Genomic DNA, 19,554 nt, shown 5'->3' with positions numbered 1-19,554 from the left:
CAAAGGTCTGGCGGCCGCGCGAGTTCTCGCGCGGGATCCGGGGAGCGCTCGCCGCGGTACGCCGCCCGCAGTGAACGGCCCGGCAGCGCGCGCCGCGCTGGCATCAACGATGAGCGCTCGCGGGGCGGGCGCGGCGGCGACGGCCGGCGGCGCGGTGGCGATCGGGATCGGCGCGACGACCGTGCTCGTCCGGCGCGCGAGCGTACCGATCGAGATCCCACCCTGCCGGACAACCTCGACCTCGGGCTGCTTCCGCGCGCGGTCCGGGCCGAGCTGCGTGGGTTGCCCCCGGAGCTTGCGGAGCGGGTTGCCGGGCACCTGCTGATGGCCGGCCAACTCGTCGACACCGATCCCGATGAAGCGCGGCGGCACACCGAGGTCGCGCGACGGCACGCGGCCCGGCTGCCGGTCGTGCGGGAGGCGGCGGCGGAGACGGCCTATGCCGCCGGGGACTACTCCGCGGCGCTGCAGGACTTCCGCACCCTGCGCCGGATGACCGGCTCGGAGGAGTACCTGCCCGTGATCGCGGACTGTCTGCGTGCCCTCGGCAAGCCCGAGGACGCGCTGGACGTCGCTCGCGACGGGGCCGGCAGGCCGCTGGACCCGGCCACCCGGATCGAGCTTCGGATCGTCGAGGCCGGGGCGCGGGCCGACTTGGGTCAGCGCGCCGAGGCGCGCCGGTTGTTGCGTACCACCTGGGACCGCGAGGCCCGGGCGCCCGCGATGGCACGTGCCCGGTTGGCGTACGCGGTCGCCGACCTCTTCGCCCAGGAGGACAACCCCGCGCAGGCGCGCGCCTGGTTCGCGCGGGCCGCCGAGACCGGCGGCGATGCCACCGACGCCGAGGAGCGCCTCGACCCGCTCGGCCTCGAGCTCGACGATGGTCCGGAACCCGAGGCCGACGAACCGGCCGGACCGGCGCGGCCCGACGAGACCGGTCAACCCGAGCCGGGCCAGACCGACCCCGAATCGCGAGGCCAGGGCCGGTGACCCCGGACGTCCCCGCCGGCAGCGTGATCGCCGGCCATGATGCGGTGCTCTGCGATCTCGACGGTGTCGTCTATCGGGGGCCCGAGCGGGTCCCGGGCGCGGACCGGGCGCTCGCGGAGCTGCGGCGGCGCGGCCTCGGCATCGCCTTCGTCACCAACAACGCCGCGCGTCCGCCCGAGGAGGTCGCGGCGCATCTGACCGAGCTCGGCGTACCCGCCACGGCGGGAGAGGTGGTCACCGCGGCCCAGGCTGCGGCCCACCTGCTGGCGCGTCGCGTACCGCCCGGGGCCAAGGTGTTGGTGGTCGGGGCGGACCATCTCGTCGACGAGGTCGGCCGCGCGGGCCTGCGGGTGGTCGGCTCCGCGGCGGACGACCCGGCCGCGGTCGTCCAGGGTTACGGCCCGCGCGTGGTCTGGGAGCAGTTGACCGAGGCGGCCTATGCCGTCCAGAGCGGTGCGCTGTGGGTGGCGAGCAATGCCGATCCCACCCGACCGACCGAACGCGGCCTCGCACCCGGCGCCGGCGCCGGCCTCGCGGCCGTTGCCGTGACGGCCCCGGGCCGGGCGCCGCTGGTCGCCGGGAAGCCCGAACCCGCGCTGGTCCTCGAGGCCGTCGAACGGGTCGGGGCGAACAGCGCCGTCTTCGTCGGCGATCGCCTCGACACCGACATCGCCGGCGCCCGCGCGGCCGGGCTGCCGGGGATCCTGGTACTGACCGGGGCCCACGGCAAGGCCGACCTGGTGGCCGCGGTACCCACCCAGCGCCCGGCGCAGGTGATCGCCCAACTCGGCGGGCTGGTCGGGCCGGCCCGGACCGCCGACGGTGACACCGACCAGGTCGCGGTGAATGCCGCCGTGGCGAGCGTCGACCAGGGCGTGTGCATACTCGATGGCCCCACGACGACGGTGGACGAGCAGCTCGACCTGCTGTGGGCGCTGGCCAATCTGTGCTGGAATCGGGACTCGGCCGGCGTACCCGCGGCGCGGACCGATGCCGCACTGGCGGCACTCGACCGACTGCCCTGAACGACCAGCTTGCCCGCCCACCGACCCGAGCCCGTCCGACCGAGGAGGACCGATGGCCGCCGACCACCCCGAGCACTCGCCTGCCGGCTCCGATCCCGGCACCGACGCCACCCCGGAGCCCGCGCGGCCTGACCCACCGAGCACCGGCCACCCGAGCACGGGACACGCCGAGGTGGACGCCGTCCTCGCCGCGCTCGCCGACATCGACAGCGCCGAACCGGGCATCGCTCGGGAACGACTCGCGAGTGCGCACGAGGCGCTGCACGGCATCATCGAAGGCCGCCGCCCGCAGTGAACGGCCGGCGACGGGCGCCGCGGTGACCGAGGGCGAGCGACTCGACATCGCCGTGGCCGCGGCCGGGCTGGCCCGGTCGCGTTCGGAGGCCGCGGCGCTGATCCGGTCCGGCGCGATCACGGTCGATGGTCGCGTGATCAACAAGCCGGCGGCCATCGTCACCGCAGCGGCCGAACTTGCCGGCCACGGCGAGCGCTGGGTCTCGCGCGCGGCACTGAAACTGACCGGCGCGCTGGACGCCCTCGACCTGACCGTCGGCGGGCGGGCACTGGATGCCGGGGCGTCCACCGGTGGCTTCAGCCAGGTGCTGCTGCGCCGCGGCTGCACCGAGGTGTACGCCGTCGACGTCGGCCACGGCCAGTTGGCCGAACCGGTCCGCGGCGACCACCGGGTGCACAACCTGGAGGGGCTGCACCTGCGCGACCTCACCGTCGCAGACCTCGGGGCCCCGGTCGATCAAGCGGTCGCCGATGTCTCGTTCATCTCGCTGACCAAGGTGCTGGCGCCGATCCTGCGGGTCGTCGACCCGGCCGGTTGGGCCCTGCTGCTGGTCAAGCCGCAGTTCGAGCTGGGCCGCGCGGCGCTGGACAAGCACGGCGTCGTCACCGACCCCGACTCCCACCGACGGGCCGTCGACGGCGTCGTCGCGACCGGCGTCGGGTTGGGCTGGCGGCACGCGGCGACCGTGCCCAGCGAACTGCCCGGCACCCACGGCAACCGCGAGTACTTCGTGCACCTGCTCGGCCCCCGACACCCGGGTGAGCGCGGAGCCGAACCGGGAGGTACGCCATGACACCGCAGGCCGGTCCGCCCCCGCCGCCCGCCGAGGTCGCCGCGCTCGGCGACGTCGTCGCCGCGACGCCCGGCAGCGCGCCCGGCACCGTCGACTATGCGATCCGCGACCGCGCCGGGCAGCGCCACGCCGTCACCGCCGCACCACGGGAGCGCCGCGGCCCGCTCGACGCCGCGGCGGCCCTGGCGGTGCGCGCCCGCATTCCGCTGCTGGCCCCGATCAGCGACCGCATCGAACTCGCCGGCGGCGGCCTTGCCCTGATCCGGCCCTGGCTCCCGGGCCGGCCGCTCGAGGTCGATCCCGCGCGCCCCGGGGACTCGGCGCTGGAGCTGTTCGTGGCCCAGGACACCGAGACCGTTCTCGGCTGCCTGGACAAGGTGATCGGGGCACATGTCGCGCTGGCCCGGCACGGACTGATCGCCGTGGCCTTCCACAGCGGCCGCGTCCGATGGGACTTCGATGCCCTGGAGCCGCATCTGGTCGGGCTCGAGAGCTATCGCGGGCCGTACCGGCTGGACTCCGAGCGGGCTCCCGGGGATCCCCGATTCATGGCGCCGGAGGAGTTCCGGCGGGGCGCGGCGATCGACCAGCCGGCCACGGTGTTCGCGCTCGGGCGTACCGCTCAGGTCCTGCTCGGCCGCACCGGACGCACGCGCATCGGCCCCGACCTGCTCGCCGTCGTGCTCCGGGCGGTCGCCGACGACCCGACCGACCGGTACGCCCGGGTCGCGACCTTCGCCACCGCCTGGATGGCGGCACGGATGATCCCGGCGCCGCGGCCGGAACCGGCCCCGGGCAAACCGGACCCCTAAGCTGAGCCGCGATGACCGAGCAGCGCACCACCACCTCCGGGCCGACCGAACCGCGTCGCGTCGCGGTGCTCACCCACACCGGGCGGGACGCCGCGATCGCTGCCGCGCGCGATCTGGCCCGCGACCTCGCCGAGGCCGGCATCGAGCCCATCGTGCCCGCCGCTGACCTGACCGAGATGGCCGGCCAGTTCGGCGACATCGAGGTGCACGCGCTGCCCGCCGATGCGACCTCGCTCGCCGGCTGCGAGCTCGCCGTCGTGCTCGGCGGCGACGGCACCATCCTGCGCGCGGCAGAACTCGCGCTGGCCAGCCACACCCCGCTGCTCGGCGTGAACCTTGGCCACGTCGGCTTCCTCGCCGAGGCGGAGTCCTCGGAGATCCACACCATCGCCCGGCGGGTGATCGATCGCGACTGGACCGTCGAGGAGCGGTTCGTGATCGAGGTGCTCGTCGAGGACGCCGAGGACCGCACCGTGTGGTCGTCCTTCGCGATCAACGAGGTGTCCATCGAGAAGGACGCCCGGGAGCGGATGCTCGAGGTGATGGTCGACGTGGACGGCCGCCCGCTGTCGCGCTGGAGCTGCGACGGCATCCTGCTCGCCACTCCGACCGGGTCGACCGCGTACGCCTTCTCCGCCGGCGGCCCCGTCGTCTGGCCCGAGGTGGATGCCCTGCTGCTGGTGCCGCTGAGTGCGCACGCGCTGTTCGCTCGCCCGCTCGTGCTCGGCCCCTCCTCCGATGTCCGGATCGATCTGCTGGACACCCCGCCCGCGCGCCGCGGCGTGGTCTGGTGCGACGGACGCCGTTCGGTGACGCTGCTGCCCGGGATGAGCGTGCGTGCGCACAAGAGCGGGCAGCGGCTCCGGCTGGCCCGCCTGTCCAGTGCGCCGTTCACGGATCGGCTGGTCAACAAGTTCGGGCTGCAGGTGGAGGGCTGGCGAGGGAGCCGGGAGTCGTGATCACCGCGCAGCGGGCCATGATCACCGAGGCCACACCATGATCACCGAAGTTCGCATCCGCAATCTCGGGGTGATCTCCGATGCCGTCCTCGAACCCGACGCCGGGCTGACCGTGCTGACCGGCGAGACCGGAGCCGGCAAGACCATGATCGTTTCCAGCCTGGGACTGTTGCTCGCGCAGCGGGCCGACCCCGCAACCGTGCGGACCGGCACCGACCGGGCCCTGGTGGAGGGACGCTTCGACGCCGACCGGCTGCCGTCCGCGCTGTCGGAGTCCGTGGCCGAGGCGGGCGGCGAGCTCGAGGACGGTGAGCTGCTCATCGCCCGCCAGGTCGGTGCGACCGGGCGCTCCCGCGCCTTCGTCGGCGGCGCCCAGACCAATCTCGATCGCCTCGGCTCGATGGCCGCGGAGTTGATCACCATCCACGGGCAGTCCGGGCAGCTCGAACTTGCCCGCGCCGACCGACAGCGCGACATCCTGGACAGCTATGCCGGTCCCGAGCTGCTCGAGCTGCGCGCGGCGTACCACGAACTGTTCTCGACCCAACGCGCGGAGCTCGACGAACTCGCCGCGCTCCGCGCCGACGCCCAGGCCCGCGCGCGCGAGATCGACCTGTTGCGGTTCGGCATCGCCGAGATCGACCAGGTGGCGCCCGAGGCGGGCGAGGACGATCGGCTCGCCGAGGAGGCGAACCGGCTGACCGATGTCGACGAGCTCCGGGTCGCCGCCCGCACCGCCGGCGAAGCCCTCGCCGGCGCCGACGACGAACCCGGGACCGGGGCCCAGTCCGCGCTCGCCGCCACCGCCGCTGCGGCCCGGCAACTCGCCGACCGCGACGGCGCCGCGGCCGGCATCGCCGACACGGCCGCCGAGCTGCTGGTCGCCGCGCAGGACCTCGGCGGGGAACTGTCGCGCTACGAATCGACCCTGGAGGCCGACCCGCAGCGGCTGGCCGCCGTGATGGACCGTCGGGCGGCGCTGGCCGGCCTGACGCGCAAGTACGGCAGCGATATCGACGCGGTGCTCGCCTGGCGTACCTCGTCGGCCGCCGAACTCGAACGGTTGGCGGGCAGCGACGATCGGATCGACGAGCTCGCCGCCCGGACCGAGAGCCGGGCGCGAGAGCTGGCCGAGCGCGCCACGCGCCTCACCGAACAGCGCCGGGCCGCGGCCGACCGGATCGCCTCGACGGTCGGCGCCGAGCTGGCCGCGCTCGCCATGCCGCACGCGCGGCTCGCCTTCACCGTGGAGCCGGCCGTCGAGGCTGGGCCGTGGGGCGCGGACCGGATCGAGCTGGTGTTCTCCGCAAATGCCGGCATGGCACCGCAGCCGTTGGTCAAGGCCGCCTCCGGCGGCGAGCTGTCGCGGGTCCGCCTGGCACTGGAGGCGGTCCTCGGCGACGCCGGCGCGGCCACCGGGGGCACCGTCGTCTTCGACGAGGTCGACGCCGGCGTCGGCGGTCAGGTCGGCCTCGAGATCGGCAAGCGGCTGGCGGCGATGGCGCGCGGCCACCAGGTCATCGTCGTCACCCATCTCGCCCAGGTCGCTGCCTATGCCGACCGGCACTTCGTGATCGAGAAGTCCTCCGACGGCCAGGTCACCACCTCGGGGCTGACCGAGGTCACCGGAAAGGCTCGCGAGGCCGAGCTGGCGCGGATGATGGCCGGGCTCGCCGAGACGGGCAGCGCCCGGGCCCATGCGCGCGAACTGCTGGCGGAGGCGGCGCGCGCGGGGAAGTGACCGCATTCGTTCGGCGTGGATTCCGCGCTGGGCGACCGCGCCACGTAGCATGAAAGCCCGTGGGAGCCGCGCATCAGACCAAGCACATCTTCGTCACCGGAGGCGTCGCCTCCTCGCTCGGCAAGGGGCTGACCGCCTCGAGCCTGGGCCAGTTGCTGGCGGCCCGCGGGATGCGGGTCACGATGCAGAAGCTCGACCCCTATCTCAATGTCGATCCGGGCACGATGAACCCCTTCCAGCACGGGGAGGTCTTCGTCACCGAGGACGGCGCCGAGACCGACCTCGACATCGGCCACTACGAGCGTTTCCTCGACCGGGACCTGAGCGCGGACGCCAATGTCACCACCGGCAAGATCTACTCCCAGGTGATCGCCAAGGAGCGCCGCGGCGACTACCTCGGCGACACGGTCCAGGTGATCCCGCACATCACCAACGAGATCAAGGACGAGATGCTCGCCATGGGCGGGGCGGACGTCGACGTCGTGTTGCACGAGATCGGCGGCACGGTCGGCGACATCGAGTCCTTGCCGTTCCTGGAGGCCGCCCGGCAGGTACGCCGCGATGTCGGCCGCGACAATGTCTTCTTCCTGCACGTATCGCTGGTGCCCTACATCGGCCCGTCGGGTGAGCTGAAGACCAAGCCCACCCAGCACTCGGTCGCCGCCCTGCGGCAGGTCGGCATCCAGCCCGATGCGCTGGTCTGCCGCTCGGACCGGGAGATCCCGGAGAGCGTGAAGCGCAAGATCGCGCTGATGTGTGACGTCGACGAGGAGGCCGTGGTAGCCGCCATCGACGCCCCGAGCATCTACGACATCCCCAAGGTCCTGCACGCCGAGGGGCTCGACGCCTACGTGGTACGCCGGCTCAACCTCCCCTTCCGCGATGTCAACTGGTCCCGCTGGGACGACCTGCTGGAACGCGTGCACAATCCCGCCGAGGACGTGACGATCGCCCTCGTCGGCAAGTACATCGATCTGCCCGACGCCTACCTCTCGGTGGTCGAGGCCCTGCGCGCCGGCGGGTTCGCCAACCGCGCCCGGGTCCACGTGCGCTGGGTGCCGTCCGATGAGTGCGTCACCGCCGAGGGTGCGGCGCGCAATCTCGGTGACGTCGACGGCGTGGTGATCCCGGGTGGCTTCGGGGTACGCGGGGTCGAGGGCAAGATCGGCGCCATCCGCTACGCGCGGGAGAATCGCGTACCGATCCTCGGCCTGTGCCTCGGGCTGCAGACGATGGTGATGGAGGTCGCCCGGAACCTGGCGGGGTTGGAGGGCGCGGCGTCCTCGGAGTTCGAGCCCGACACCCCGCACCCGGTGATCGCCACGATGGCCGAGCAGGTCGACATCGTGGGCGGCGACGGCGATCTGGGCGGCACGATGCGCCTGGGCTCCTATCCGGCCGATCTGGCCCGCGGCTCGCTGACCGCCGAGGCGTACGGCCGCCATCGGGTCACCGAACGACACCGCCACCGCTACGAGGTGAACAACCGCTACCGCGCCCAGTTGGAGGCCGCCGGCCTGGTGATCAGCGGCACCTCGCCGGACTCGACGCTGGTCGAGTTCGTCGAACTGCCCCGCGACAAGCATCCGTTCTTCGTCGCCACCCAGGCCCACCCCGAGCTGAAGTCGCGCCCGACCGCCGCGCATCCGCTGTTCTCCGCGCTGGTTCGGGCCGCGCTGCGGCACACCATCGAGGCCCGGCTGCCCACCGACGAGCCGGACCGCGCCGACGAGCCCGCCACTGCCCAGGACGCGGGCGTACCGGAGCGTGCCGATGTCTGAGCGGCCGGCGCCGGTCGAGCTGCCGGAGTTGAGCGGCGCCGACCTCGCGGACCGGCCCGAGCGGTGGCCGATCCTGGACCGGCAGGTACGCCATCGCGGCCGCGTCACCACGACGGTCACCGACACCGTGCAGGCGCCGGACGGCTCCACGATCGGTCGCGACTGGTTGCTGCATCCCGGCGCGGTCGGCGTGATCGCCCTGGACGAGGCGGAGCGGGTCGTGCTGGTCGAGCAGTACCGCCATCCGGCCGGGTTCCGGCTGATCGAGCCGCCCGCCGGGTTGCTCGATGTCGAGGCCGAGTCCTGGCTGGTCGCGGCGCAGCGCGAGCTTGCCGAGGAGGCGATGCTCGCCGCCGACGAGTGGTCCGTGTTGGTCGACCTGTTCACCAGCCCCGGGTCCAGCGCGGAGTCGACGCGGATCTTCCTGGCCCGGGGGTTGCGCCCGGCCGCGCGGCCCGACGGTTTCGACCTGGTCGGGGAGGAGGCGGACATGCGGGTCGCGCGGGCGCCGCTGGCGCGGGTCGTCGACGGGGTCTACGCCGGGCGCCTGCAGAATCCGCTGCTGGTCGCCGGCAGTCTGGCCGCGGCACAGGCCCTGGCCACCGGGCGGGAGCTGCGGCCCGCCGACTCGCCCTGGCCGGCGCGTTCGGTCCGGCAGTGAACCCGCCCTCCCTGGTGCGGGCCTTTCTCGACCATCTGGTGGTCGAGCGGGGGCTGTCCGGGCACACCGTTGGCGCGTACCGGCGCGATCTGGACCGCTATCTGGCGCACCTGGCCGGGGCCGGGATCGACGATGCCGCCGCGATCGCCCCCGCGGAGGTCGCCGGATTCGCCCGGGTGCTCGCCGAGCCGCCACCCACCGCCGGGCCGCCGCTCGCGCCGGCCAGCATTGCCCGCGCGGTTGCCGCGGTGCGCAGCCTGCACCGGTTCGCCGCGCAGGAGGGGATCACCCCCGGCGACCCGGCGGCCACCATCAAGCCGCCGAAGCTGCCGCGCCGGCTGCCGAAGGCGCTGGCCGTCGCGGAGGTGCAGACGCTGCTGGCCGCGCCGGACACCTCGACGGTCACGGGGCTGCGCGACGCCGCGCTGCTGGAGCTGCTCTACGGGACGGGGGCCCGGGTCTCCGAGATCACGGCGCTGGATGTCGACGACGTGACCGCGGCCCTGGAGGGTGGGGGACTGCGGTTGATCGGGAAGGGCGACAAGGAGCGGGTGGTGCCGCTGGGCAGCTATGCCCGGCAGGCCGTCGAGGCATGGCTGGTGCGTGGTCGCCCGGCGTGGGCGGGCAGCGTACCCGCCCTGTTGTTGAACAGCCGCGGCACGCGGCTCACCCGCCAGCTCGCGCACAACGTGCTCGCCGCGACCGGGGCCCGGGCGGGCCTCGCCGGGCGGGTGACACCGCACGCCCTGCGGCACTCCTATGCCACCCACCTGCTGGACGGCGGCGCCGATGTCCGGGTCGTCCAGGAACTGCTCGGCCACGCCTCGGTGACGACCACCCAGCTCTACACCCTGGTCACCGTCGACCAGCTCCGCGATGTCTACCTGAGCGCCCACCCCCGGGCGCGGTGACCTCTCGCCCTCGCCCTCTCGATTGTTTCCGTAGTTATGCCCGCTATCGGGCTCGGTTGGCGGGCATAACTACGGAAACAATCGAGAGGGGCGGACTGATGGCTCGCCTCGGGTCCCGGGTGGCGGCGCGGCGAAGCGGTAGGGTGAAACCGATCGCAGGATCTGGCTGGCAGGGGCGTGATCCGGTGGATGTCGGACCCGGGCTCGCCCGGGGGAAGGCGGTACGTTGCAGACGGTGGGCGAGCAGACGGTGGGCGAACGGGCCGGCGACGGCGCCGAGGCGATCCCGGCGGGCAACGGCGATCCGATCGCCAAGCTGATCGAGGCCGGCATCGGGCCGGTCGATGACGACGGGCTCGGCCCGACGGGCCGGCCGCTGCCGCATCTGCGGGCGCCCGGGCCGCCGCCGGAGGTGACGAAGGCGGTCACCATCGCCATGTGCAACCAGAAGGGCGGGGTCGGCAAGACCACGACCACGATCAATCTCGGCGCCGCGCTGGCCGAGTACGGGCGGAAGGTCCTGCTGGTTGACTTCGACCCCCAGGGTTCGCTGTCGGTGGGGCTGGGGATCAACCCCCACACGCTGCAGACCAGCATCTACAACCTGCTGCTCGACGACGAGGCCGACGTCGACGAGGTGCTCACCGCGACCTCGGTGCCGGGGATGGACCTGCTGCCCAGCAACATCGACCTGTCGGCCGCGGAGATCCAGCTCGTCTCCGAGGTGGCGCGTGAGTACACCCTCGGCCGGGTGCTCGACCGGTTCCGGGACTCCTACGACGTGATCTTGATCGACTGCGCCCCGTCGCTCGGCCTGCTGACGGTGAACGCACTGACGGCAGCCGACAAGGTGCTGATGCCGCTGGAGTGCGAGTACTTCGCGCTGCGTGGGATCGCGATGCTCACCGACACGATCCGCAAGGTGCAGAAGCGGCTCAATCCGGGTCTGGCCGTTCTCGGCGTGCTCGGGACGATGTACGATGCCCGAACGCTACACAGCCGCGAGGTGCTGGAGCGCGTGGTGCAGGCATTCGGCGAGCAGGTCTTCCACACCGTGGTCCGGCGCACCGTGAAGTTTCCCGAGACGACCGTCGCCGGTGAGCCGATCACCACGTACGCCTCCGCCTCGGCCGGCGCGGGATCGTATCGGACCTTGGCTTTGGAGGTATTGCAAAGATGCCACGAACAGTGAACGCGAGCACGTCGGGCAGTGCACTGCCCGACGTCAACCAACTCGACGTCAACCAACTCGACGGCAGCGACGTGTCGGCCGCGGACCGGCCCCAGGCCGACGAGGCGACCCAGACCCCGCCGCACCGTGGCACGGGGCGGGTCCGCCACGACGAGAAGATCACCGTCTACATCTCCACCGAGGAGTTGTTGGCGCTCGAGCACGCCCGGCTGGCGTTGCGGGCCGAACACGGGCTGGCCGTCGACCGGGGCCGGATCGTGCGCGAGGCCGTGGCGGCGGCGCTCGGCGACCTGGTCGAGCGCGGCAGCGACTCGGAGCTGATGAAGCGACTGAGGGGCGCGTGACCTCCGAGCCGGCCTTCGTGGTTCGGCTGGACAACTTCGAGGGCCCCTTCGACCTGCTGCTGCAACTGATCGCCAAACACAAGCTGGACGTCACCGAGGTGGCGCTGTCCCGGGTCACCGACGAGTTCATCGCCCATGTGCGGGCCATGGGGCCCGAGTGGGACCTGGAGCTGATGAGCAACTTCCTGCTCGTCGCCGCCACCCTGCTCGATCTGAAGGCCGCCCGGCTGATCCCCAGCGGCGAGGTCGAGGATCCCGAGGACCTGGCCCTGCTGGAGGCGCGGGATCTGTTGTTCGCCCGGCTGTTGCAGTACCGCGCCTTCAAGGAGGTCTCGCACTGGATCGCCGCGCGGCTGGAGCAGCAGTCGCGTCGGGCGCCCCGACCCGGCGGCCTGGAGGAGCGCTTCAGCGGACTGCTCCCCGAGGTCGAGATCCGCGCCACCCCGGACGATCTGGCCCGCCTGGCGGCGCGTGCGCTCGCGCCGAAGGAGGCCGTCGAGGTCTCCCTGAGCCACCTGCATGCCTCCACCGTGAGCGTGGTGGAGGAGGCCAGGCTGGTCGTGCGCCGGCTGCGGCAGCAACGACGCCTGACGTTCGCCGATCTGGTCGCCGACGCACCGGACAAGCTGACCACCGTGTGCCGGTTCCTGGCGCTGCTGGAGCTCTACCGCGAGCGGGCGGTCGGCTTCGAGCAGCCCGATCCACTGGGGCCGCTGCAGATCGCCTGGGTCGGCAGCGATTCCGGAGACCTGGCGATCAGCGACGAGTTCGACGAGGAGGCGGCGCCGGCCGACTCCGATTCCGGTACGCCCGATGCGCGGAAGGTGAGCACATGAGCACGGCCGAGGACGAGCCGCAGGTGATCGCGGAGCCCGATGCCGGGCCCGCGCCGGAGACCGAGCCCGGGAGCGAGGCCGCGAGCCCCGCGCCGACCGACCTGGGCGGTCCGGTGGAGGCGCTGTTGCTGATGGCCGAGGAGGCGGTCTCGACCGAGCAACTGGCCAGCGCCCTGCAGGTACCGGTGGCGCCGGTCGCCGCCTGCCTGGCGGAGTTGCAGGCCAGCTATGACCGGACCGGACGCGGATTCGAGTTGCGCAATGTCGGCGGCGGGTGGCGGCTGTGGACCCGGCCCGAGCACGCCGACGTGCTGGCCCGCGCGGTGCTGGAGGGGCAGCAGGCCCGGCTGTCCCAGGCGGCTTTGGAGACGCTGGCGGTCGTGGCGTACCTGCAGCCCGTCTCACGATCGCGGGTCGCCGCGGTCCGGGGGGTTAACGTGGACGGTGTGATGCGAACGCTGGTGGCGCGCAACCTGGTCGCGGAGGCCGAACCCGATCCCGCGGGCGGTCCGGCGACGCTGTTCCGGACCACCGACTACTTCCTCGAGCGGATGGGAATGCAGAGCCTGGACGAGCTGCCGGCCCTGGCGCCCTACCTGCCCGATGCCGCCGACCTGGAGGCCGAGCTCGGCCAGCTCGCCGCCGCAGATCCGGGGCCGGCGCCGGCGCCGGGTCAGGAGGCCGCCGCCGAGGATGCGGCTCCCGAGGAACCCGCCGATCAGGCTGGGCGCGACGATGGCTGACGAGCACCCGGCCGACCAGGACGGGGTCCGGCTGCAGAAGGTCCTCGCCGGGGCCGGCGTGGCGTCGCGCCGGGCGGCCGAGGCGCTGATCGAGGAGGGCCGGGTCGAGGTGAACGGCGCCCTGGTCACCGAGCAGGGCCGCCGGGTGGACCCCGAACGCGACGTGATCCGGGTGGACGGCTCGCGCATCCCGCCACCGCGTCGGCACCGCTACATGGTGATCAACAAGCCGCGCGGGGTGGTGACCACCATGGACGACCCGCAGGGCAGGCGTACCGTCGCCGACCTGCTCGAGTCCCGCGAACGGTTGTTCCACGTCGGCCGGCTGGATGCCGAGACCCAGGGGCTGTTGATCATGACGAACGACGGCGAGTTCGCGCACCGGATGAGTCATCCGTCGCACGAGGTGGACAAGACCTATCTGGCGGAGGTGCGCGGTCTGGTCGACCGCGCGACGCTGCGCCGACTCGCCGACGGAGTGGAGCTCGAGGACGGGCCCGTCCGGCCCGACCGGGTCAAGATCGTTTCCACGAGCGCCGAGAACACCCTGCTCCGGGTGGTCCTGCACGAGGGCCGCAACCGGATCGTGCGGCGGATGTTCGACGAGATCGGGCACCCGGTACGCAAGCTGTCCCGCACCGCGATCGGCCCGGTCCGGCTCGGTCGGTTGAAGCCGGGGGAGAGCCGCGACCTGACCCGCGAGGAGCTCGGTGCGCTGCTGGACCGGGTGGGGTTGTGAGGAGATGACCCCGACCATTGCGTCCCGTCCGCCGCACCCGAGGGACCGGCGGATCTTCGGAGTGGAGACCGAGTACGGCGTGTCCTGCACGGTACGCGAGGGCCGCCGGCTGACCGCTGACGAGATCGCCCGCGCGCTGTTCCGGACCGTCGTCGCCTGGGGGAAGTCGAGCAATGTCTTCCTGCGCAACGGATCGCGGGTCTATCTCGACGTCGGTTCCCACCCCGAGTACGCCACCGCCGAGTGCGACGACCCGCGCCAACTGGTTGCCCACGATCGGGCGGGGGAGCGGATCCTGCACGACCTCGCCGAGCAGGCCGCCGGTCGCCTGGTGGACGAGGGCATCGATGCCGACATCTACCTGTTCAAGAACAATTCGGACAGTCACGGCAACTCCTACGGCTGCCACGAGAACTACCTGGTGGACCGGACCGGAGACTTCTCCGCCTATGCCGATGTGCTGGTGCCCTTCCTGGTCTCGCGGCAACTGATCTGCGGTGCCGGCAAGGTCCAGCCGGGTGGGGCGTTCAGCATCAGCCAGCGCGCCGAACACATGTGGGACGGCGTATCCTCGGCGACCACCCGGTGCCGGCCGATGATCAACACCCGCGACGAGCCGCACGCGGATCCCGAGCGTTACCGTCGGCTGCACGTGATCGTCGGCGATTCCAACCTGTCCCAGACGACCACTCTGCTCAAGATCGTCTCGACCGATCTCGTGCTGCGGCTGATCGAGTCCGGCACCGCGATCCGCGATCTTGCCCTGGAGAACCCGATCCGGGCGATCCGTGACATCGCCACCGATGTGACCGGGCGGCGTACCGTCGTCCGGGCGAGCGGTCAGACGATCAGCGGACTGGAGTTGCAGCAGTGCTATCTCGAGGCCGTCACCGGACTGGTCGGGGAGCGGGTCCCGGAGACCCCGGAGATCAAGCGCAGCATCGATCTGTGGCGGCGCTGCCTGACCGCCATCGAGACCGGCGACTTCGGCTCGGTCGAGACCGAGATCGACTGGGTGATCAAGCGGCACCTGATCGACCGGTACGCGGCGCGGCACGGCCTCGCCGCCGATCACCCGAGGCTGGCCCAGCTCGATCTGGCCTATCACGACATCGCCCCGGGCCGGGGCCTGTTCCGGATGCTCGAGGCTCGCGGCGACGCGGCCCAGGTCTGCGACGACGTCGAGGTGGCCGAGGCCATCGAGCATGCCCCGGCGACGACCCGGGCGCGGTTGCGCGGCGCGTTCATCGAGGCCGCACAACAGGCGCGGGTGGACTACACCGTCGACTGGGTACACCTCAAGATCAATGACCAGGTGCCGCGGGCCTGGGCGACCCCGCGGCCGAGCCCGGCCGGCGGCTCGTGGGCGAACACCACCGTGCTCTGCAAGGACCCGTTCGCGGCACACGACGACCGCGTCGACCGCCTGATCGCCTCGATGCGGGCCGAGCCCGGACCCGGCGCCGGCGAGGATCGGTCGCCGGCCGGACCCACCGGGTAGCCTTCGGCGGGTGCGCACGAAGAAGACCCATCGTTTCGACCTCCGCCCGGCCGGCCGCGCGCTGGCACTGACCGGGGCCGGACTGCTCCTGCTGGCGGCCTGCGGCAACCCCGCGGCCCCGGCACCCGGCGCCACCCCGGGCGAACCGATGCCGACCGTTGCCCCGACCGGCGAGCCCGCGCCGAGCGGGTCGGCCACCCCGACGCCGACGATCAAACCGGCCGACAACCTCGACGCGATCAAGGTGACCGGCGACCCGCCGAAGATCGAGGTCAAGGCGCCCTGGGCGATCGACCAGACCCGCAGCAAGGTGCTCAAGGAAGGCGATGGTCCGACCGTGGGCGAGGCCGGCACGGTGGAGGTCAACTACATCGGCGTGAACGGCCGGACCGGGAAGGTCTTCGACGAGTCCTACAAGAACGGCCAGCCCGTGACGTTCCCGCTCGACCAGGTGATCCCGGGCTTCCAGAAGGGCCTGGCCAAGCAGCGCCAGGGCAGCCGGGTCCTGATCGCCATGCCCGGCAGCGACGGCTACGACTCCTCCGGTGGATCCGGCGACGGCACGATCCAGGTCGGCGACACGCTGATCTTCGTCGTCGACATCGTCTCCACCTCCCTCAGCGGTCCCGAGGGCGAGAAGCAGGCCGCGCCGGCCGGCATGCCAGCGGTCGGCGAGGGCGCCGACGGCAAGGTCAGCATCGAGATTCCCGCTGGCGATCCGCCGGCCAAGCTGCAGACGGCGACCCTGATCAAGGGCAAGGGAAAGAAGGTTGGCGAGAACGACCAGGTCACCGTGAACTACGTCGGCTACTCGTGGAAGACCCGCGCCGAGATCGATGCGGGACGCAACGAGACGACGCCGCTCTCGGGCGTGATCGAGGGCTGGCGTACCGGTCTGAAGGGGCAGACGGTCGGAAGCCGCGTCGAGCTGGTGATCCCGCCCGCCCAGTCCTACCCCGAGGGCAACCAGCCCGGCCCGCCCGTGGTGGAGAAGGGCGACACGCTGGTCTACGTCGTCGACATCCTCTACACCCAGCCCGCCCAGCAGACCCCGGGCGGCTGACGGGTCAGGAATCGCGATCCCGGCGGGTCGCTCCGGGATCAGTCGGCCCGGCCCCGCCATCGCGCGCCACCCAACACTTCCTCGGTGACCCGACAGCTATAGGTGTTGGGTCACCGAGGAAGTGTTGGGTGGGCGTCGTCGGGATCGGGGGGTGTGGGAGCGGGGGGCGGGTGATCGGGCACCGAGAGATCGGGGCCGCCGCGTGCCACCAGGGCATCGCCCATCGCATCGGCGGTCCGCAGCGCGCTGACCACGGTCGGCACCGCCAGCCCCGGCAGGCCGCGCAGCCCGCCCGGTGCCTGCCGCGCGATCCGGGCCTCGCGGGCGCGTCGCATGCCGCCGGCCAGCACAGGGATCGCGCGGATCGCCAGCGCCACCGCGAGCCCGATCCGCGCGGTGGGTACGCCGAGGCGGCGCAGGGGTCCGAGCGCCGCGATCACCGCATCGAGGATCGCGCTGACCCGGGTGGTCGCCGAGACCGTGACCGCCAGCAGCAACAGCCCGACCAGCCGCGCCGCGGTGCCGGCCGCGGCCTCGGGCCCGCGGCTCCACCACTGGACCGCGGCCAACGCGACCAGCAGCACGCCGAACGGCGCCAGCGCGGGGCGCAGCAGCGACACCGGCAGGCGCGCGACCAGCCAGGCGATCGCTCCGGCCAGCGCCAGCGCGCCGCTCAGCGCGAGCTGGGGCGCGCCGGTGAGCGCGCCGGCCACCCCGGCCAGCACCCCTGCCGCCAGCAGCGCCAGCAACTTCCCGCCCGCGCCCGCACGATGCAGCATCGTGGCGCCCGGCCGGTACAGCCCGAGGCCGCTCACCGCATCAGCCGATCATGGAAGGCGATCGCGGCCGCCGGGGCGTCGTCGCAGGCGACCCGGCCGGCATCCAGGACCAGGACCCGGTCGAAGTCGGCCAACAGCTCCGGGTGATGGGTCACCACGACCTGCTGCTGGTCCAGCTCCGCCAATGCCGCCCCGAGCCGGCGGGTGTTGCGCAGGTCGAGCAGCGTGGTCGGCTCGTCGGCGACCAGCACCGCCGGCTCCACCAGCAACACCGCCGCCAGCGCCAGGACCTGCTTCTGCCCGCCGGAGAGCAGATGGCACGGGTGATCGGCGTGCCCGGCCAGGCCCCAGCGGTCCAGTGCGGCGTCGACGCGCCGGTCCACCTCGGCCCGCGGCAGGCCGCGCAGCGAGAAGGCCAGATCCTCGCGGACCGTCGGCATGATGATCTGCGCGTCGGCGTCGGGAGACAGGAAGCCCACCAGTCGGCGCGCCCGCGCCGGATGCCTGGCCACGTCGATGCCGGCCACCCGGACCCGGCCGGTGTCCGGCAGGGTCAGGGCGTTCAGGCAGCGGACCAACGTCGACTTGCCGGACCCGTTCGCCCCGAGGATGCCGATCCGCCGCTCGGGCAGCGCCAGGTCGATCCCGGCCAGCGCGAGCCGGTCGCCGTGCCGGACGCTGACATTCTCGAAGCTGATCATGGTCGGCCGGCCAGCGCGCCGACGGCGTGCACGCCCGGCTCGGCCGCGACGGCCTCGCGGGCGTACCGGATCACCGCGAGAAGGCGTTCGGCAACGCGCGGACCACGCCGATCGTGATCAGCACCGCCAACGCGACCTTGATCAGATCGCCGGGCAGGAACAGCACCATTCCCGAGACCAGCGCCTGCGGCCACGGCAACCCGGTGACCAGTTGCAGGACCGGCACGCCGAGGGCATAGCTCGGCACCATCCCGCCGAGCACGCCCGCAACGGCCAGTCCGGCCGCCGCCCGGCCGGGCCCGATCCGACCCGCGGCCAACCCGCGGACCGCCGGCCGGGACAACAGCCCGACCAGCAGCGCGCTCACCGCGAACCCGATCAGGAACCCGCCGGTCGGGCCGACGAACAGCCCGAGCCCCCCGCGCATCCCGCTGCCGACGGGTAGCCCGATCGCCAGCAACAGCAGGTACAGCAGCACCGCGAGGGTGCCCAACCGGGGGCCGAGCAGCATCCCGCAGAGCAGCACGCCGAGGGTCTGCAGGGTGATCGGCACGGGACCGACGGGCACCCCGGGCAGGATCGACAAGACTGCGATCAGGGCGGCGAAGACGGCGACCCGGACCAGCGCGCGGGCCGCCCCGTCGTTCGATCGGGCGGCGGTGCCGGCGGGGGCGGAGGAGGGATTCTCGGTGCTCACGAGGGATCATTGAACACCATTCAAGTCGCGTGCTGCAGCGCCTGCGCGTCGACCCGCCACGATTCGCCCGGCAGGGCCGCCGGATCGAAGCGCGCCAGCAGCAGGTCGGCGTCCACCGGCTCGCCGGGCGCGGCCAGCCCGAGCGAGCCCGCCAGCAGGCCGAGCACGCGACCGGCCGGCCAACCGAGCTCGGTCATGGTCACCGCGCCGTCGCGCTTGGCGAGCCGCCGACCCTGCGGGTTCACCGCGAGCGGGACGTGGGCATAGCCCGGGGCGGTGCCGCCGAGACGCTCGGCGAGCCAGGCCTGCCGGGGCGCGGAATCCAGCAGATCCGCCCCGCGTACCACCTGATCCACGCCGGCCGCGAGGTCGTCCACCACGACCGCGAGGTTGTAGGCCCAGACCCCGTCCCCGCGGCGCAGCACGAAGTCATCGACCGGACCGGTGTAGCGGCCGGCCAGCGCATCGGTGACGGTCATCGTCGTATCCGGCGGCACCCGCACCCGCAGCGCCGCCGGTCGCTCGGTACGCCGGACCGCGCGCTCGGCCCCGGTCAGGTCGCGACAGGTGCCTGGGTAGGGCCGCCACCCGCCGTGCGGGGCCCGGGAGGCCTCGGCGATGTCGCGCCGGGTGCAGAAGCACTCATAGGTCTCCAGGCCCGCGGCCGCCGCGGCGTAGGCATCCAGCCGCTCGCTCTGCCGGACGATCTCGCCGTCGTGGTCCATCCCCAGCGCGGCCAGGTCGGCCAACTGCCGCCGCGCCACCTCCGGCGCGGCCGCGACCCGCGCGGTGTCCAGATCCTCGATCCGCAGCCGGTACGCACGCCCGGTCGAGCGCGCGAACAGCCAGGCCAACAGCGCCGTGCGCAGATTGCCCAGGTGCAGGTCCGAGGTGGGGCTCGGCGCGTAGCGCCCGGCGCCCGGGCCCGCTTGGTAGCGTTTCGACCCGACCGCGGCGGTCGATTCGCCGGGTGGGAGGGGAGGCATCGCGC

Annotated in this window: 21 protein-coding genes; 17 read left to right on the top strand and 4 right to left on the bottom strand. The window is 73.0% G+C overall.

Annotated features, from left to right (window positions below):
* The first annotated feature begins 282 nt into the window (after positions 1-282).
* The 17 genes from ACXDC7_RS12520 (at position 283) to ACXDC7_RS12440 (ending at position 16,386) form a co-directional block, all read left to right on the top strand.
* Complete coding sequence (locus ACXDC7_RS12520; RefSeq protein WP_459222345.1) at positions 283-990, top strand: hypothetical protein; 708 nt, start codon at positions 283-285, stop codon at positions 988-990.
* Positions 987-2,015, top strand: a complete 1,029-nt coding sequence (locus ACXDC7_RS12515; protein ID WP_459222344.1) for an HAD-IIA family hydrolase — start codon at positions 987-989, stop codon at positions 2,013-2,015. The genes ACXDC7_RS12520 and ACXDC7_RS12515 overlap by 4 nt, the downstream gene beginning before the upstream one ends.
* A gap of 52 nt (positions 2,016-2,067) precedes the next feature.
* The gene (locus ACXDC7_RS12510; protein ID WP_459222343.1) at positions 2,068-2,310 is read left to right on the top strand and encodes a hypothetical protein; all 243 of its coding nucleotides are present in this window, start codon (positions 2,068-2,070) and stop codon (positions 2,308-2,310) included.
* 22 nt (positions 2,311-2,332) lie between these two features.
* A complete protein-coding gene (locus ACXDC7_RS12505; protein ID WP_459222342.1) occupies positions 2,333-3,103 on the top strand; it encodes a TlyA family RNA methyltransferase in 771 nt (256 codons plus the stop codon).
* Entirely contained in the window at positions 3,100-3,915 is an 816-nt protein-coding gene (locus tag ACXDC7_RS12500; RefSeq protein ID WP_459222341.1) for a hypothetical protein, read from the top strand. Before ACXDC7_RS12505 ends, ACXDC7_RS12500 begins: the two co-directional genes overlap by 4 nt.
* A gap of 11 nt (positions 3,916-3,926) precedes the next feature.
* Positions 3,927-4,874 carry an NAD kinase gene (locus tag ACXDC7_RS12495; protein WP_179446084.1) on the top strand — a complete coding sequence of 316 codons (948 nt, stop codon included), beginning with the start codon at positions 3,927-3,929 and terminating at the stop codon, positions 4,872-4,874.
* 37 nt (positions 4,875-4,911) lie between these two features.
* A complete protein-coding gene (recN, locus tag ACXDC7_RS12490; RefSeq protein WP_459222340.1) occupies positions 4,912-6,615 on the top strand; it encodes a DNA repair protein RecN in 1,704 nt (567 codons plus the stop codon).
* Positions 6,616-6,674: 59 nt separating this feature from the next.
* Positions 6,675-8,396, top strand: a complete 1,722-nt coding sequence (locus tag ACXDC7_RS12485; RefSeq protein WP_179446086.1) for a CTP synthase — start codon at positions 6,675-6,677, stop codon at positions 8,394-8,396.
* Positions 8,389-9,057, top strand: a complete 669-nt coding sequence (locus ACXDC7_RS12480; RefSeq protein WP_459222339.1) for an NUDIX domain-containing protein — start codon at positions 8,389-8,391, stop codon at positions 9,055-9,057. The genes ACXDC7_RS12485 and ACXDC7_RS12480 overlap by 8 nt, the downstream gene beginning before the upstream one ends.
* A complete protein-coding gene (locus ACXDC7_RS12475) occupies positions 9,054-9,968 on the top strand; it encodes a site-specific tyrosine recombinase XerD (protein ID WP_459222338.1) in 915 nt (304 codons plus the stop codon). The genes ACXDC7_RS12480 and ACXDC7_RS12475 overlap by 4 nt, the downstream gene beginning before the upstream one ends.
* 307 nt (positions 9,969-10,275) lie before the next feature.
* A complete protein-coding gene (locus ACXDC7_RS12470) occupies positions 10,276-11,160 on the top strand; it encodes a ParA family protein (protein WP_343046026.1) in 885 nt (294 codons plus the stop codon).
* Entirely contained in the window at positions 11,145-11,504 is a 360-nt protein-coding gene (locus ACXDC7_RS12465) for a hypothetical protein (RefSeq protein ID WP_459222337.1), read from the top strand. The genes ACXDC7_RS12470 and ACXDC7_RS12465 overlap by 16 nt, the downstream gene beginning before the upstream one ends.
* Positions 11,501-12,340 carry a segregation and condensation protein A gene (locus ACXDC7_RS12460; protein WP_459222336.1) on the top strand — a complete coding sequence of 280 codons (840 nt, stop codon included), beginning with the start codon at positions 11,501-11,503 and terminating at the stop codon, positions 12,338-12,340. Before ACXDC7_RS12465 ends, ACXDC7_RS12460 begins: the two co-directional genes overlap by 4 nt.
* Complete coding sequence (gene scpB / locus ACXDC7_RS12455; RefSeq protein WP_459222335.1) at positions 12,337-13,083, top strand: SMC-Scp complex subunit ScpB; 747 nt, start codon at positions 12,337-12,339, stop codon at positions 13,081-13,083. Before ACXDC7_RS12460 ends, scpB begins: the two co-directional genes overlap by 4 nt.
* Entirely contained in the window at positions 13,076-13,822 is a 747-nt protein-coding gene (locus ACXDC7_RS12450) for a pseudouridine synthase (RefSeq protein ID WP_459222334.1), read from the top strand. Before scpB ends, ACXDC7_RS12450 begins: the two co-directional genes overlap by 8 nt.
* 4 nt (positions 13,823-13,826) lie before the next feature.
* Complete coding sequence (pafA, locus tag ACXDC7_RS12445) at positions 13,827-15,323, top strand: Pup--protein ligase (RefSeq protein WP_179446090.1); 1,497 nt, start codon at positions 13,827-13,829, stop codon at positions 15,321-15,323.
* Positions 15,324-15,333: 10 nt separating this feature from the next.
* Positions 15,334-16,386, top strand: coding sequence for an FKBP-type peptidyl-prolyl cis-trans isomerase (locus ACXDC7_RS12440; protein WP_343045983.1), 1,053 nt, complete (start codon positions 15,334-15,336; stop codon positions 16,384-16,386).
* 110 nt (positions 16,387-16,496) lie between these two features.
* Here ACXDC7_RS12440 and ACXDC7_RS12435 read toward each other — a convergent pair whose 3' ends face one another.
* From ACXDC7_RS12435 to gluQRS, 4 genes are all read right to left on the bottom strand, one after another.
* Positions 16,497-17,201, bottom strand: coding sequence for a CbiQ family ECF transporter T component (locus ACXDC7_RS12435; protein ID WP_459222333.1), 705 nt, complete (start codon positions 17,199-17,201; stop codon positions 16,497-16,499).
* Positions 17,198-17,866 carry an energy-coupling factor ABC transporter ATP-binding protein gene (locus ACXDC7_RS12430; RefSeq protein ID WP_459222332.1) on the bottom strand — a complete coding sequence of 223 codons (669 nt, stop codon included), beginning with the start codon at positions 17,864-17,866 and terminating at the stop codon, positions 17,198-17,200. The genes ACXDC7_RS12435 and ACXDC7_RS12430 overlap by 4 nt, the downstream gene beginning before the upstream one ends.
* Positions 17,867-17,936: 70 nt before the next feature.
* The gene (locus tag ACXDC7_RS12425) at positions 17,937-18,563 is read right to left on the bottom strand and encodes a biotin transporter BioY (RefSeq protein ID WP_459222331.1); all 627 of its coding nucleotides are present in this window, start codon (positions 18,561-18,563) and stop codon (positions 17,937-17,939) included.
* A 20-nt stretch (positions 18,564-18,583) separates the two neighbouring features.
* Entirely contained in the window at positions 18,584-19,549 is a 966-nt protein-coding gene (gene gluQRS, locus ACXDC7_RS12420; protein ID WP_459222330.1) for a tRNA glutamyl-Q(34) synthetase GluQRS, read from the bottom strand.
* Between the last annotated feature and the right edge of the window lie 5 nt (positions 19,550-19,554).

This window comes from Naumannella huperziae, assembly GCF_054073625.1.
Note: the sequence above shows the minus strand (reverse complement) of the source record. Positions and strands in the feature narration are given on the sequence as shown.

What these genes read in the sequence shown, in the direction of transcription:
- ACXDC7_RS12510 (WP_459222343.1), top strand. Translation starts at nt 2,068, where the DNA reads ATGGCCGCCGACCACCCCGAGCACTCGCCTGCCGGCTCCGATCCCGGC.
- ACXDC7_RS12500 (WP_459222341.1), top strand. Translation starts at nt 3,100, where the DNA reads ATGACACCGCAGGCCGGTCCGCCCCCGCCGCCCGCCGAGGTCGCCGCG.
- ACXDC7_RS12495 (WP_179446084.1), top strand. Translation starts at nt 3,927, where the DNA reads ATGACCGAGCAGCGCACCACCACCTCCGGGCCGACCGAACCGCGTCGC.
- recN (WP_459222340.1), top strand. Translation starts at nt 4,912, where the DNA reads ATGATCACCGAAGTTCGCATCCGCAATCTCGGGGTGATCTCCGATGCC.
- ACXDC7_RS12480 (WP_459222339.1), top strand. Translation starts at nt 8,389, where the DNA reads ATGTCTGAGCGGCCGGCGCCGGTCGAGCTGCCGGAGTTGAGCGGCGCC.
- ACXDC7_RS12465 (WP_459222337.1), top strand. Translation starts at nt 11,145, where the DNA reads ATGCCACGAACAGTGAACGCGAGCACGTCGGGCAGTGCACTGCCCGAC.
- scpB (WP_459222335.1), top strand. Translation starts at nt 12,337, where the DNA reads ATGAGCACGGCCGAGGACGAGCCGCAGGTGATCGCGGAGCCCGATGCC.
- ACXDC7_RS12450 (WP_459222334.1), top strand. Translation starts at nt 13,076, where the DNA reads ATGGCTGACGAGCACCCGGCCGACCAGGACGGGGTCCGGCTGCAGAAG.
- pafA (WP_179446090.1), top strand. Translation starts at nt 13,827, where the DNA reads ATGACCCCGACCATTGCGTCCCGTCCGCCGCACCCGAGGGACCGGCGG.
- ACXDC7_RS12430 (WP_459222332.1), bottom strand. Translation starts at nt 17,866, where the DNA reads ATGATCAGCTTCGAGAATGTCAGCGTCCGGCACGGCGACCGGCTCGCG.
- gluQRS (WP_459222330.1), bottom strand. Translation starts at nt 19,549, where the DNA reads ATGCCTCCCCTCCCACCCGGCGAATCGACCGCCGCGGTCGGGTCGAAA.